The following is a 13,949-nucleotide window of genomic DNA, read 5'->3' as shown; positions in this document are numbered from 1 at the left end:
TTTTGTCTTTGTGGCCCGAAAAAGCCAAGTTCTCACGCAAGTCTCGGCCTTGCCCAGATCCCTGTAGGAGCGGCTTTAGCCGCGAACACCGGCAACGCCGGTGCCATCCACCGCGCCACCTGCTTCAAATAACCCAAGCAATCATGAAATGTGCGTCATCTATGCCTGACGAATCGCGGAGCAATGCTACGCTCGCGGAAATACTCAGCACGGATACCCACCATGGAAATGAACTGGCACCAGGCTTTGCAAGAGAGCCTGAGCTGGCTGGCAATCGCCTCGTTCATCACCTTAGTCTGCTTCGCAGCAGCTGCCACACTGGCTGTGCGCTGCACGCGTTGGGGCAGCCAGTTCTGGCAGCTTGCCGGGCCCTATTTCAGTTTCAGGCGCAGTTGGCGGCCGCTGTTGGTGTTTGCGTTGCTGCTGGTGTTGACACTGTTCTCTGTACGGCTGAACGTGCTGTTCTCGTTCTGGTACAACGGCTTCTACAGCGCTTTGCAGGGCCTTGATCAAACCGCGTTCTGGTACTTGCTTGGCGTCTTTGCCGTACTGGCTACCATTCATGTGTTGCGCTCGCTGTTCACGTTCTATGTAACCCAGGCATTTAGCATTCATTGGCGGGTCTGGCTCACCGAGCGCCTGACCCACGACTGGATGAAAGGCGATGCCTACTACCGCGGCCAGTTCCTCGCCGAGCCGGTGGACAACCCCGACCAACGTATCGAGCTGGATATCAACGCCTTCGTCACCAACTCGGTGAGCCTGGCGTTGGGCGCGGTCAGTGCGCTGGTTTCGCTGGTGGCATTCACCGGCATTCTCTGGGGGCTGTCGGCACCGCTGACGGTGGCCGGGGTGGAGATCCCCCGGGCGATGGTGTTTGCCGTGTACCTGTATGTCATCGTCGCCACCTGGGTCGCCTTCCGCCTCGGGCGCCCATTGATCCGCCTGAATTTCCTCAACGAAAAACTCACTGCGAACTTCCGCTATGCGCTGATGCGCTTGCGTGAGAACGCCGAGAACATCGCCTTCTACCAAGGTGCTCAGGTGGAGCGGGGCACCTTGCTGGGCCGCTTCGCTGCCCTGATTGTGAATGCCTGGGCGCTGGTGTTCCGAAACCTCAAGTTCAGTGGCTTCAACCTGGGCGTCAGCCAGGTTGCCGTGGTGTTCCCGTTCATTCTGCAGGCGCCGCGTTTCTTCAGCGGAGCGATCAAGCTGGGCGACGTCATGCAAACGTCCCAGGCATTTGGCCAGGTGCAGGATTCGTTATCGTTCTTCCGTGAGTCATATGATGCGTTTGCCCAGTACCGGGCGACCCTCGACCGTCTGACCGGGTTTCTCGATGCCAATGAGCAGGCGAGCGCATTGCCACGCGTCCTGACCGAAGACCAGGCGCATGCGCTGCAGATCACCCGCCTGCAGGTGCTGCGTCCAGACGGGCACGCCCTTATTGCCGACCTGGACCTGAGCCTGCACGCGGGTCAGGCGCTTTTGATCAAAGGGCCATCGGGCAGTGGTAAAACCACGCTGCTGCGCGCCCTGGCGGGCCTTTGGCCGTATGCCGAAGGTGAGGTCAGGCGGCCAATGGGCCATCAGGCACTGTTCCTGTCGCAGCGCCCGTACCTGCCTCTGGGTGACTTGCGTACTGTCATTGCCTACCCGGCAGCCAGCAAGCCTGAGGATGAGGTGCGGATGCAGCAGGCGTTGCGCCAGGTGAACCTGGCTCACCTGGCCGAGCGCCTGGACGTCAGTTGCGACTGGTCACACATTCTTTCAGTGGGTGAGCAGCAGCGTCTGGCATTCGCCCGGGTACTGTTCAACCGGCCGCAGGTGGTGTTCCTCGACGAGTCCACCTCGGCGATGGACGAGGGCCTCGAACATGCCTTGTATGCGTTGTTGCGCTCGGAAATGCCGGGTGCACTGCTGGTCAGTGTCGGCCACCGCAGCACGCTGGCAGCGTTCCATACCCATCGGCTGGATGTGGATGGGCATGGCGGTTGGTCGTTGCTGGAGCAGGAGGCTGCGCTGGCCTAGTTTGCGTCCGGGTGCTGATCACCGTCCAGCACGGCGATCAGCCGGGCGCTTTCCAGGCTTAGCGCAGCAGTATCAACCCCGCCAAGGTGGCGCCAGCGAACCCCGCGCCCACCAGAAACGTTGCCTGAAATCCTGCGCCATCCCACAGCAACCCGGCTACCACGCTGGCGGCCAGCAGTGCCACGCCGGTCAGCAGGTTGAACAGGCCGAAGGCGGTACCACGCAGGTGGGCCGGGGCACTGTCGGCGATCATGGCCGCGAAGACACCTTGGCTGAAGCCCAGGTGCAGGCCCCAGGCCGCCACCCCCAGGGCCAGCCCGCCCCAGCCCGGTAGCAGGGCCAGCAGCAGGTCGGCAGCGATCAGCAAACCCAACCCGGCCATCAGCACGCCTCGGCGCCCCACCCGGTCCGACAGCACCCCGGCAGGGTAGGCCGACAGTGAGTAGGCCAGCGCCATCAAGACCAGCACCGCCGGCGCCCACAGCGGTGCCAGGCCCATGTCCTGGGCACGCAGCAGCAGGAACGCTTCGCTGAAACGAGCAAGGGTGAACACCGTTGCCAGGCCGATCAGTCGCCAATACGCCGACCCGAGTTGCACGAACTCGTGCAGTGCCAACGGTGTGCGCACCGGCCGTGCGGCAGGCGGCGTTTCAGGTTCGCGAACGAAGGCGATGAGAATGTACACCGCTACAAATGCCGGGATCACCGCTACCCAGAACACGGTTTGGAAATGGCTCGCGGTCAGCCACATCAGCACGATTGCCAACAACGGCCCGAGGAAGGCGCCCACGGTATCGAGCGCCTGGCGCAGGCCGAACGCCGCGCCTCGCAGCTCGGCGGGGGTGACATCGGCCACCAGCGCATCGCGCGGCGCCCCGCGAATGCCTTTACCGACCCGGTCCACGAAACGTGCTGCGGTCAGCCACTCCAGCCCGGAGGCAATGGGGAACACCGGCTTGGTCAGCGCAGCCAGGCCATAACCGAGCACCGTCAGCAGCTTGCGCTTGCCCAGCCGGTCGCTGAGGGCGCCGGAAAACACCTTGGTGATCGATCCGGTCGCTTCGGCAATGCCTTCGATAACGCCCACAGCGACTACCGACGTGCCGAGCACGGTAACCATGTACAGCGGCAGTAGCGCATGGATCATCTCCGAGGAGATATCCATGAACATCGACACGAAGCCCAGCGCCCAGACGCTACGAGGGATCTTCGGCAGGCTTCTGGAGGTATGTGCAGAGCGGCTGTCTTCATTGCTGCGCATCTGGGCTCCCGACAGAGTTGCTACGTTCGAAACTGTAAGAGCCTCCTTGCAGGATGCAAATCGGATGAGTGGGTAGCGGCAATGGCCAGTGTGCTCACCACCCAGGTCGCTGGGTGGTGGCGTGTAGCCTGAGCGCCGTGACACGCGCCGGTTGCCGAGGCTACTGCGCGGCCCGCCGCAGGCACGCTCGTTCAGGGGAGCCGTTACAGGCCCTGAAGCACTTCACGAAAAACGTCCGGGCGAGAAGCTGCAATGTGGAGTAGGGACCGAGCGGCACCTGATGGCGCGCGCCTACCTTGCTCCCACTCCTGAAGCGTGCGTACTGAAACGCCCAGCAACTCGGCAAACTTGAGCTGGGAGAGCCCCGTTTTGCTCCGTGCCTCGGCGGCCTTGGTCACCTCTATCTGATGTACTGCTCCATAGCGGCCAGCTTTCACGTTGCGTATGGATTCCAGCAACTCCTCACCGATGTTACGGCTGGCATCGCGCAGCATCAGCTCTTTTTCAGTCAGGGGCATGGTTGAGCTCCTTGGCAATCTTGCGCAACACATGCGCGGGTATGTTTTCAGTAGCGCTCTTGCAGTAAATAAGCAATGCGACCAAGGCGCCATTGGCGAGTTGGGCCGTGTAGATCACACGTGCTGCTCCTCGCTTGCCCTTGCCGTCCAGGCTCCAGCGCACCTTGCGGCATCCGCCTGAGCCGGGAATCACAGAGCCGGCATCGGGATCATTCGCAAGGTAGGACATGAAGGCTCCGTGCTCTTCTTCAGTCCAGTATTCAGGCCATTGCCTTGAGAAAAGTGGCGCTTCAATGATTGTCAGCATACTGCATCCCTACGTCTTTGACGTAGTTATTTTGCTATGTTCGGCTGAGCTCAAGAAGCGCAGGGATGTATCGACGGGTTTCTGATGAGCGTTGGCGCTGAAGTCGCCGGGGCCGCTGCGCGGCCTTCCGCAAGCAAGCCAACGCCTACAAGGCTGCGCAAGACTTCGTGCGTTGCGAACAGCAACTGCTCTACCTCGGGTTTCAGCAAAGTTCCGTTACAAACATGTAAATTTCGTAAATAAGATTTACTCGCATTTGCGTCTCTCTATATTTACCTCCCCTGTTGGCCACCAAACTGTGTTTGTGGGGCCGGTGGGCGAGGGCTCCCGGTTTCCAACAGGGATGTGCCTTTTCGCTCATGAATCGCAGGAGATGTACCCATGCAGTGCAGAACTTCACCCAATAGCCTGGCCCTGGCGTTCGTCGCGCTGGCGTCGCCGGCCATGATGGCCACCGCGGCTGAAGCCGAGGAGCAGCGTACGGGTGAGGTGCTGGAAGTGCCGGTCGCCGACAACGCGCTGGTGATCCAGGACACCCTGATCACCGCCGAGCGCGAGGCGCACCAGGCCTTGGGCTCGTCGATCATCACCGCCGAAGACATCAAGCGCCACCCGCCGACCAATGACCTGTCCGACATCATCCGCCGTGAGCCCGGCGTCAACCTGACCGGCAACAGCGCCAGCGGCGCACGGGGCAACAACCGTCAGATCGACCTGCGCGGCATGGGCCCGGAGAACACCTTGATTCTCATCGACGGCAAACCGTCCAGCGCCCGCAACGCCGTGCGTTATGGCTGGAACGGCGACCGCGATACCCGAGGTGAAACCAACTGGGTGCCGGCCGAAGCGGTCGAGCGCATCGAGATCCTGCGCGGCCCGGCTGCCGCACGCTACGGTTCCGGCGCCATGGGCGGGGTGGTCAACATCATCACCAAGCGCCCCACCGACGAACTCAAGGGCAGTGTCAGCCTGTATACCCAACTGCCGGAAGACAGCGCCGAAGGCGCCAGCCGCCGCGCCAACTTCAACCTGGGTGGCGGCCTTACCGACAACCTCGGGTTCCGTCTGTATGGCGGCTTGGCCAAGACCGACGCCGACGACCTCGACATCAACGCCAACCACGCCAACAGCGCACTGGTTGCCGGACGCGAAGGTGTGCGTAACAAAGACATCAATGGCTTGCTGAGCTGGAAGCTCAACGACGAGCACCGCCTTGAAGCCAGTGCAGGCTACAGCCGTCAGGGCAACATCTACGCGGGCGACACGATGAACAGCAACGGCGGCAGCGATGTCGCGTTGATTTCCAGCCTGTATGGCCACGAAACCAACATCATGCAGCGCAGCACGTACGACCTGACCCACTTGGGCGACTTTACCTGGGGTACCAGCAAGACCACCCTGGCTTACGAGTACGTGCGTAACTGGCGCCTCAACGAGGGCCTGGCCGGTGGCCCGGAAGGGGCGATCAACGACAGCGGCGCGGCGATGTCGCGGCTGCGCAACACCCGTTTGAGCAGTGAGGTCAACCTGCCGTTCAGCATGGGCAGCACTGAACATGTGCTGACCTTGGGCGGTGAATACCTGTACGAGTCTCTCAATGACCAGGGCTCGTTCCGCCCGCAAAGCTTCGACCCGAGCGGTTCGGGCAATGATGCGATCAGCGGCTTCGATCGCAGCGATACGAAGATGACGGCCAGAAGCTATGCGTTGTTCGTCGAGGACAATATCGTCCTGGGTGATACGACCGTGACGCCCGGCCTGCGCTTCGACCATCACGAGATGTTTGGCGACAACTTCAGCCCAAGCCTGAACCTGTCGCACAAACTGACCGAGGCACTGTCGGTCAAGGGCGGCATTGCTCGTGCCTACAAGGTACCGAACCTGTACCAGTCCAACCCCAATTACCTGCTCTACAGCCGTGGCCAGGGCTGCAGTGTGCAGCAGACCAACTCCGGCGGCTGCTACCTGCAAGGTAATGCCGACCTCAAGCCAGAGATCAGCGTCAACAAGGAAATCGGCCTGCTGTACGACCGTGGCACCTGGCGTACCAGCGCGACCTATTTCCGCAACGACTACAAGAACAAGATCATCGGCGGGACCGATGTGCTCTACGCCATTAACAGCGGTCGCCGCGTGACCCAGTGGGAGAACGCGGGCGAAGCGCGGGTGGAAGGTATCGAAGGCAACTTCTTCATCGAACTGACGCCGACCCTGGACTGGAACACCAACCTGACCTGGATGCTCGACAACGACAACCGCGAAACCGGCGAGCCGCTGTCGGTGATCCCGGTGTACACCGTCAACACCACCCTCGACTGGCGGGCCACCGAGCAGCTGTCGTTCCAGGTAGCGGGCACCTACTTTGGCAAGCAGAAGTCACCGACCTACAACTACCGTACCCAGCAAGACTACGACAAGACCGCGCAGCAGGACGTCGAGGCGTATGGCCTGGTGGACGTGAGTGCCGGGTACAAGTTCAACGCCAACTACGACGTGCGGGTAGGCGTGAACAACGTGTTCGACAAGCAGATCCTGCGTGGCGGCAACGCCAGCAGCTCGGGGGCCAACACCTATAACCAGCCGGGCAGGGCGGTGTTTGCTGCGCTGAATATCAACTTCTGACAGCGGGGGCCGTTTTGCGGTCCGATCGCGACACAAGGCCGCTCCTACAGGCGATTCGCATTCCCTGTAGGAGCGGCCTTGTGTCGCGATCGGGCTGCAAAGCAGCCCCAGATGCCCTACCTGTCCATGCCACGGAGCCCCGATGATGAAAGCCCCCGCCTGGCTACAAATACTCTCCCGCAGCACCGCCGCACTGCTCGGCGGCTATGCCCTCAGCTACGCCGCCACTGCCTGCCTGGCCCGCATCCTGCCGCTGTCTGCCACCGACGCGGTCATCGTCGCGACCCTGCCCGCGTTCATTTTCTACACCGCCACCATCCTCTGGGCCTTCGCCAGCCATGATGCCTTGCGTGCCTGGGCGCCGCTGGTATTGGCCGTGCCCCTGGCCCTGGTCGGTTTCTGGCCGCAAATACTGGAGCGCCTGGCATGAAAAACACCTTCACCCAGTCGATGGCGTGGCTGCACACCTGGGCCGGCTTGATCTTTGGCTGGCTGCTGTTCGCCATTTTCGTTACCGGGACGCTGGCAGTGTTCGACAAGGAGCTCAACCACTGGATGCAGCCGGAGATCCCGGCTACTCAGGTGTCCCAGGCCGCCGCCGCGCAGCGTGCCATCGCCTACCTGCAGGCCCATGAGCCGAAGGCCGGCAACTGGGGCATCAGTCTGCCGAGCGAGCGCTCGCCAGGCCTGCGCGTGTCCACCGGCGAGCGGCGCTACGGTGGCGGCGTACAGCTCGACCCGCGCACCGGCGAAGCCATCGAGGTGCGTGACAGCGTCGGCGGCAACTTTTTCTTTCGCTTCCACTTCACCCTCGACCTGCCACGCAACTGGGGCATCTTCGTGGTCGGCGCGCTGGCACTGGTGATGCTGGCCGCATTGGTGACCGGCATCGTCATCCACAAGAAGATCTTCAAGGAGTTCTTCACCTTCCGGCCAAACAAGGGCCAGCGCTCGTGGCTGGATTTTCACAACGCCAGTGCGGTGCTGCTGCTGCCGTTCCACCTGATGATCACCTATACCGGCCTGGTGATCTTCATGCTCATTTATATCCCTGCCGGGGTGGATGCACGCTTTGCCGGTGACACCCGCGCCTACTTCCAGGCACAGGGTAATGCCCGCCTGGAGCAACCCCGTGGCCTGGCCAGGCAGCCGGCCACCCTGGTCGATGTGGCGCCGTTGCTGGCCCAGGCCGAGGCGCGTCTGGGGCCTATTGGCGGCTTGAACATTCGCAACCCCAACACTGCAGCGGCGCGTATCGAAATCCGCCCCGAACTGGGCAACCGCATCGCCCTCGCCAAGGGGCAGGCCATGGTTTTCGACGGCGTCAGCGGGGCGTTACTCAGCGATGTGCCTGAATGGCGTGCGGCACCGCTGACCCAACGGGTCATGGTCGGCCTGCACTTCGCCCAGTTCGGCGGTTACCCGATGCGCTGGCTGTACTTCATGTGCGGGTTGGTCAGTTGCCTGATGATCGCCAGCGGGCTGGTGTTGTTCTGCGTGAAGCGTGGGCGTAAATACGCCAGCGCCACCGCCGAAACATCGGCACGGCGTTGGCACCGGGTGGCCGAAGTGTGCAACGTGGGCTTTATCAGCGGCCTGCTGCTGGCATGCGTGGGGCTGCTGTGGGCCAGCCGTTTGCTACCGGTGGATTTGATGCAGCGGGAAAGCTGGGAAGTGCGCGCGTTCTTCGGCGTATGGCTGCTGGCGCTGTTGCATGCCGGCGTCAGGCCGGCGCGGTGCGCCTGGGTCGAACAACTGCTGCTGGCGGCATTGCTGTGCATCGGTCTGGGTGCATTTGGCGGCCTCGAAGACACGATGCGTATGGGCGTAGCGGGCTGTGCGCTGGTGCTGGGAGTGTTGCTTGGTCTGGTGGCCTGGCGGGTGTGGCAAGCACAGCCAGCGCAACAGAAGACCAGGGTGGGCCGGCAACAGAAGGAGGCCAAGGCATGATGATGTGGATCATAGGTGGCGTGGTGTTTGCCTACGCCGGCATGCTTGGGCTGTGCCAAGGGCTGGAGCGGCATTACAAGCAAGTGTGGAGCCGGGCGTGCCCACCCGCGCTGCGTGTCGGCCTGCGCAGTGCAGGTTGGTTGGCGTTGCTGGCCAGCCTGATGATGTGTGCCCAGGCCTGGGGCTGGGCCATGGGGCCGGTGGCCTGGTTCGGCGCGCTGTCGCTGGCGGGGTTGCTGCTGGTGATGCTGCTGCCGTACTGGCCGCGGATGGCGGTCGGGTTGGTGGCCGCGGTGCCGGTGTGGGGCCTGGTGTCACTGATAGCTTGACCGGGCCTCATCGCGGTAAAGGCTGGTACGACATAGTTGCAGCCAAAAGCTTCGCAGCGTGTTAAACCATGGGCCCCAGCCTGCTGCGAGAGAGCCCCGGTGAAAACCGTCCGCCTGACCCTGATCTGCCACGCCCTGACCCAGGCCCAGAAGGTCGGGCGCCTGCACCGGACAGATGACGGCATCTTGCCGTTAACGCAACAGCCCGACGCCATGCTGCCCGGCATGCAGCTGCTGGCTGCGCCAGAGCGGCGAGCCTGCGAGACGGCTACATGGCTGGCGGGGCAGGTGCAGGTCGAACCGGGCTTGGCCGATTGCGACCTGGGTCACTGGCAGGGGCTGGCGTTGAAGCAATTGCAGGCTGAGCAGCCTGGAGCATTGGCGCAATGGTTACAGGACCCGGCCAGTGCGCCGCACGGGGGGGAGTCGTTCGCCGCCCTGTGCCAGCGCCTGGCCGCCTGGCTGGCAGCCTTCGACAGGCCGGGCGATTGGCTGGCGGTGACCCACCCCATGGTCATGCGCGCTGTGTTGGTAGAGGTGTTGGGGTGCCCGATGAAGGCCAGCCAGCGTATCGACGTGCTTCCCCTGTCACGCCTGGATCTGAGTTTTACCGGGCAGTGGCGCCTGCGCCTGGAATGAGGCTCAGAACGCCAGCTTGTAGCCGATCAGCAGCAGCATCGCCGCCAGGCACGGGCGCAGTACGCGGTCGGAGATCCGCCCGGTGAGGTGGCTGCCCAGGTAGATGCCCGGCAGCGAGCCCAGCAGCAGGTAACCCAGCAGCGACCAGTCCATGTTGCCCATGCCCGCGTGGCCCAGCCCTGCTACCAGGGTAAGGGGCACGGCGTGGGCGATTTCGGTACCGACCAGGCGGCGGGTGACCAGGAACGGGTACAGCAGGAACAACGCCACAGTGCCCAGGGCGCCAGCACCGATGGAGGTGAGTGTGACCATTACCCCCAGCACAACGCCGGTGAGTACGGTGAGGATGTTCAGGCTGCGATCGCTGAGGTGGTAGTGGTCACCGGCATGACGGCTGGCAAAGGCCTGCAGGCGCGATTTGAACAGGATGGCCAGCGCGGTCAGGATCAGCACCACCGCCAGGCCTTGCTTGATGATGGCATTGAGCGCCGAGGTGTCGGTGTGCAGGGTGCTGAGGAACCACAGGGTCAGCGCAGCGGCGGGTACGCTGCCCAGGCTGAGCAGGCCGGTGATTTTCCAGTCGATGTTCTTCTGACGCGCATGCACCCAGACGCCACTGGCCTTTGTGATGGCGGCATAGAGCAGGTCGGTACCGACGGCCGTAGCCGGGTTGATGCCAAACCACAACAGGATCGGGGTCATCAGCGAGCCGCCACCGACGCCGGTCATGCCGACGATGAAACCCACGACCAGGCCAGCAATGGTGAAACCAAAAGAACCTACATCCATACGCTACTCGACTGCCCAACGTTGCCCGTTATCGGATGCAGCCAGCATATAGATTTTTTTATAGCCAAATAGACTTGTTCGTTATTAGGTTATAACCGAGGCGGCTTAACGATCCGTCATCACCACCATCACATGCGCATCGCCGCCGTCCTCGCTCTCGGACAGATAGATATGCCCCACCTGGCTGTCGAAATACGCCGTTTCCTGTGGCCCGATGCTCACCGCTTCGCCGGTTTCGAACTCGATGCGCACGCGCCCGCTCAGCACCAGGGCGAACTCTTGCCCGGGGTGGCGGATAAAGTCGTCGAACTGGCCGCGTTCACGGGCGATGATGCGGGCATAAGCCGGCGTCATACGCCGCTCGGGGAAGTCGCCGGCGATCGGGTGGTAGTCATAGGTGCCGGTCGAGTAGCCCGCTGCCGCCGGCAATGAATCGACCACCACGGTCACGGGCACCGGGGCGTTGACCGTGGCACCGGAGCGGAACAACTGGGCAATGTCGACATTCAGCGCCCGCGCAGCGGCGGCGAGCTTTTCATAGCTGACCGACACCTGTGCCAGCTCCATCTTCGACAAGGTGGACAGCGGTACGCCACTGGCTTCGGACAATTGCTTGAGGGTCATCTGGCGCGCCTTGCGCACCTGGCGCAGGCGCTGGCCGACTACGGCGCGGTCAAGCAGGGGTAGGGCAGCGGGCATTCAGCGTTCTCGGCATACGGCGTTGGTCGGGCATCTTACCTTGGACACTTGCGCATTTCTAAATTCTCATATATTAGAATTCTCATAAATGATAATTTGCTTGGCAGGAGCGTGCATGACCCCGATCTACGACACCCTGATCATCGGCGCCGGCATTGCCGGTGCCTCGCTGGGCTATCGCCTGGCTGACCAGCAGCGGGTGCTGCTGATCGAGCGCGAAGCACAGCCTGGCTACCATTCCACCGGGCGTTCGGCGGCCATGTTCATGGAGGCCTACGGCACTGCGCAGATCCAGGCGCTGACCCGCGCCAGCCGGGCCTTTTATGAAGCCCCGCCAGAGGGCTTCTGCGAGCACCCGCTGCTGGAGCCGCGCGGCTGCCTGTATGTGGCCAGCGTGGAGCAGCGCGAGCTGCTTGAGCAGGCCCACGCGCAGAACTTGGCCAATGGCACCGAGGTCAGCCTGCTTGACCGTGATGCCGCGCTGGCACTGGTCCCCAGCCTGCGCAGCGAAACCCTGGCGGGCGCAGTGCTGGAGCCGGGCGCGATGGACCTTGATGTGCATGCCTTGCACCAGGGCTTCTTGCGCGGTTATCGCGCTGCCGGTGGTGAGCTGCGCTGCAACGCCGAGCTGGTCCAGGCCGGGTATCTGGACAACCTGTGGCAGGTGGAATTGGCTGATGGCAGCCGTCTTCAGGCACGTCAGCTGGTCAATGCCGCGGGTGCCTGGGCGGACCGGGTGGCCGAGCAATGCGGTGTGGGGCGCATCGGCCTGCAACCGTGCCGGCGCAGTGCTTTCACCTTTCCTGGCCCTGCCGACCAGGACTTCGCCCGCTGGCCGGCGGTGATTGGTGTCGACGAAAGCTTCTACTTCAAACCCGACGCCGGGCAGTTGCTCGGTTCGCCTGCCAACGCCGACCCGGTAGAGCCGCAGGATGCTGCGCCGGAAGAGCTCGATGTGGCGTTGGGCATCTACAACATCGAAAACATGACCACCTTGACGATCCGCCGCCCCAGTCACACCTGGGCCGGGCTGCGATCGTTCGTTGCGGACGGCGACCTGGTGGTGGGTTTCGATGCACACGCCCCCGCGTTCTTCTGGCTGGCGGCGCAAGGTGGTTATGGCATCCAGTCGGCAGCGGGGGCTTCGCGCCTGGCCGCCGACCTGCTGCTTGGCCAGCCCCTGTGCTCCAGCCTTGTCAGCCAGGGCGTGGCGCCCGAGCGCCTGTCCCCAGCCCGTTTACAGCAACCTTGAAAGGAGCATCCCATGAGCAATGACATCCAGCGTTTCCCCAGCAGCCTGCCGTTCCCGTTTTCCCGTGCAGTGAAGGCCGGTGGTTTTCTGTTTCTCTCTGGCCAGGTGCCGATGAGCGCCAGCGGTGAAGTGGTGCGTGGCGACATCCAGGCCCAGACCCGCGCCGCCTGCGAGCGCATTGCCGAAAGCCTGGCGGCTTGCGGCGCGCGTTTCGACCAAGTGATAAAGGCCACGGTATGGCTGTCGGACATGAGCCACTTCGCCGGTTTCAACGAGGTGTACAAGGAGTTCTTCGGTGCCGCGTTGCCGGTGCGCTCGACAGTGGCCTCGGCGTTGGCGCTGGGGGTGGATGTGGAGATTGAAGTGCAGGCGTTTGTCGGCGATCTGTAACTGAGCGGAGGCCGCTCCCGCAAAAGCGATGCGGTGGCAGCAGGACAACAACAATAAATCCAGAGGTTCACATGCAAGAGCAGCTGAAGATTGCCGGCGCATTTGTCGGCGTGATCGTGGGGGCGGGCTTCGCTTCGGGGCGGGAACTGTTGTTGTTCTTTGTCGATTTTGGTGTGTGGGGGTTGGTGGGGGCACTGGTCAGTGCAGCCCTGTTTACCTTCCTTGGCATGGCCCTGGCCGGGTTGGGCAACCGCCAGCAGGCCACCTCGCACAAGGACGTGATACAGGCCATCTGCGGCCGCCACCTGGGCCTGTTCGTCGACTGGCTGATCACCTTTTTCATGTTCGCCGTCACGGTGGTCATGCTGGCCGGTGGTGGCGCGTTGCTGGAGCAGCAGTTCGGCATTCCGGCACTGACCGGCAGTGTGCTGGTGACGCTGGTGGTGGTGGCGATTGTGTGCCTGGACGTGCGCAAGGTGATCCTGGCCATCGGTGCCATCACACCGCTGTTGATCCTGGTGGCTTCGGCGATTGCACTGTACGCCGTGTTTACCCGTGCACAGAGCTTCGCCGCGCTCGACCAACTGGCCAGCCAGCAGCAGGCCGGTACCCGGCACTGGCTGTTGGGCGCGTTCCTGTATGTGTCGTACAACATCGTTGCCGGTGCGCCGATCCTGGCCATTCTGGGTGGTTCGGCCAAGGTCGAGAAAACCGCAGTGTGGGGTGGCCTGCTGGGTGGGGCGGCGCTGGGCGGCCTGATGCTGGTGATGAGTGCCGGGCTATTGTCGCGCCTGGACAGCGTGGCCGACTTGCCCATGCCGATGCTGTCGATTGCCAACGAAGTGTCACCGCTGCTGGGGGTGGTAATGTGCCTGATCATCTTCGGCATGATCGTCAACACGGCGGTGGGTACGATGTTTTCGTTCCTTTCGCGGCTGCTGCCGGCGGGCACGGCAACGTTCCGCTGGGGTTCGGTGATAACCGGGGTGGTGGCGTTTGGCTGCAGCCTGGTGGGGTTCATCAGTCTGGTGGGGGAGGTGTACCCGTTGTTTGGCTACCTGGGTTTCGTGCTGATGGCGGCGGTGTTGCTGGCCTGGGTGCGGCGGGGCAGGGCCACGAAAGCGGCTGTGGCATAAAAATGGGGCGCAGAGCGCCCCTCTTC

The 13,949-nt window shown here is 63.1% G+C and carries 14 protein-coding genes; 9 read left to right on the top strand and 5 right to left on the bottom strand.

The window, feature by feature from the left end; all coding sequences use genetic code 11:
* Window positions 1–222: 222 nt before the first annotated feature.
* Window positions 223–2,031, top strand: coding sequence for an ABC transporter ATP-binding protein/permease (locus ACF8MI_RS20010; RefSeq protein ID WP_060498407.1), 1,809 nt, complete (start codon window positions 223–225; stop codon window positions 2,029–2,031).
* A gap of 58 nt (window positions 2,032–2,089) precedes the next feature.
* Here the strand turns inward: ACF8MI_RS20010 and ACF8MI_RS20005 are convergent, their stop codons facing one another.
* The 3 genes from ACF8MI_RS20005 to ACF8MI_RS19995 all read right to left on the bottom strand — a co-directional run bounded on the left by ACF8MI_RS20005 (window position 2,090) and on the right by ACF8MI_RS19995 (window position 4,117).
* Window positions 2,090–3,292 (bottom strand): MFS transporter, encoded by a 1,203-nt coding sequence (locus ACF8MI_RS20005; protein WP_200929242.1) that lies wholly within the window; start codon window positions 3,290–3,292, stop codon window positions 2,090–2,092.
* 203 nt (window positions 3,293–3,495) lie between these two features.
* Entirely contained in the window at window positions 3,496–3,810 is a 315-nt protein-coding gene (locus ACF8MI_RS20000) for a DNA-binding transcriptional regulator (RefSeq protein ID WP_060498405.1), read from the bottom strand.
* Window positions 3,797–4,117, bottom strand: a complete 321-nt coding sequence (locus ACF8MI_RS19995) for a transcriptional regulator (protein WP_164524355.1) — start codon at window positions 4,115–4,117, stop codon at window positions 3,797–3,799. Before ACF8MI_RS19995 ends, ACF8MI_RS20000 begins: the two co-directional genes overlap by 14 nt.
* 381 nt (window positions 4,118–4,498) lie before the next feature.
* Here ACF8MI_RS19995 and ACF8MI_RS19990 point away from each other — a divergent pair, with 381 nt between their 5' ends.
* From ACF8MI_RS19990 to ACF8MI_RS19970, 5 genes are all read left to right on the top strand, one after another.
* Entirely contained in the window at window positions 4,499–6,739 is a 2,241-nt protein-coding gene (locus ACF8MI_RS19990) for a TonB-dependent siderophore receptor (protein WP_060498404.1), read from the top strand.
* Between the two features lie 142 nt (window positions 6,740–6,881).
* The gene (locus ACF8MI_RS19985) at window positions 6,882–7,169 is read left to right on the top strand and encodes a hypothetical protein (protein WP_060498403.1); all 288 of its coding nucleotides are present in this window, start codon (window positions 6,882–6,884) and stop codon (window positions 7,167–7,169) included.
* Window positions 7,166–8,689, top strand: a complete 1,524-nt coding sequence (locus ACF8MI_RS19980) for a PepSY domain-containing protein (RefSeq protein ID WP_104835188.1) — start codon at window positions 7,166–7,168, stop codon at window positions 8,687–8,689. The genes ACF8MI_RS19985 and ACF8MI_RS19980 overlap by 4 nt, the downstream gene beginning before the upstream one ends.
* Window positions 8,686–9,018 (top strand): DUF3325 domain-containing protein, encoded by a 333-nt coding sequence (locus ACF8MI_RS19975; RefSeq protein WP_060498401.1) that lies wholly within the window; start codon window positions 8,686–8,688, stop codon window positions 9,016–9,018. Before ACF8MI_RS19980 ends, ACF8MI_RS19975 begins: the two co-directional genes overlap by 4 nt.
* Window positions 9,019–9,117: 99 nt before the next feature.
* Complete coding sequence (locus tag ACF8MI_RS19970) at window positions 9,118–9,657, top strand: histidine phosphatase family protein (RefSeq protein ID WP_060498400.1); 540 nt, start codon at window positions 9,118–9,120, stop codon at window positions 9,655–9,657.
* 3 nt (window positions 9,658–9,660) lie between these two features.
* Here the strand turns inward: ACF8MI_RS19970 and ACF8MI_RS19965 are convergent, their stop codons facing one another.
* Both ACF8MI_RS19965 and ACF8MI_RS19960 read right to left on the bottom strand, forming a co-directional pair.
* Complete coding sequence (locus tag ACF8MI_RS19965) at window positions 9,661–10,446, bottom strand: sulfite exporter TauE/SafE family protein (RefSeq protein WP_012271535.1); 786 nt, start codon at window positions 10,444–10,446, stop codon at window positions 9,661–9,663.
* 105 nt (window positions 10,447–10,551) lie between these two features.
* Entirely contained in the window at window positions 10,552–11,145 is a 594-nt protein-coding gene (locus ACF8MI_RS19960) for a helix-turn-helix domain-containing protein (protein ID WP_016714792.1), read from the bottom strand.
* 115 nt (window positions 11,146–11,260) lie between these two features.
* Between ACF8MI_RS19960 and ACF8MI_RS19955 the strand changes: the two genes are divergently transcribed.
* The 3 genes from ACF8MI_RS19955 (at window position 11,261) to ACF8MI_RS19945 (ending at window position 13,923) form a co-directional block, all read left to right on the top strand.
* The gene (locus ACF8MI_RS19955) at window positions 11,261–12,397 is read left to right on the top strand and encodes an FAD-binding oxidoreductase (RefSeq protein ID WP_060498399.1); all 1,137 of its coding nucleotides are present in this window, start codon (window positions 11,261–11,263) and stop codon (window positions 12,395–12,397) included.
* A gap of 12 nt (window positions 12,398–12,409) precedes the next feature.
* Entirely contained in the window at window positions 12,410–12,787 is a 378-nt protein-coding gene (locus ACF8MI_RS19950; RefSeq protein ID WP_060498398.1) for a RidA family protein, read from the top strand.
* Window positions 12,788–12,858: 71 nt separating this feature from the next.
* Window positions 12,859–13,923 (top strand): hypothetical protein, encoded by a 1,065-nt coding sequence (locus ACF8MI_RS19945; RefSeq protein ID WP_060498397.1) that lies wholly within the window; start codon window positions 12,859–12,861, stop codon window positions 13,921–13,923.
* Window positions 13,924–13,949: the final 26 nt, after the last annotated feature.

The organism is Pseudomonas sp. yb_9, assembly GCF_043103635.1.
Lineage (GTDB): Bacteria > Pseudomonadota > Gammaproteobacteria > Pseudomonadales > Pseudomonadaceae > Aquipseudomonas > Aquipseudomonas monteilii.
This window is presented reverse-complemented; position numbering and strand designations above follow the sequence as displayed.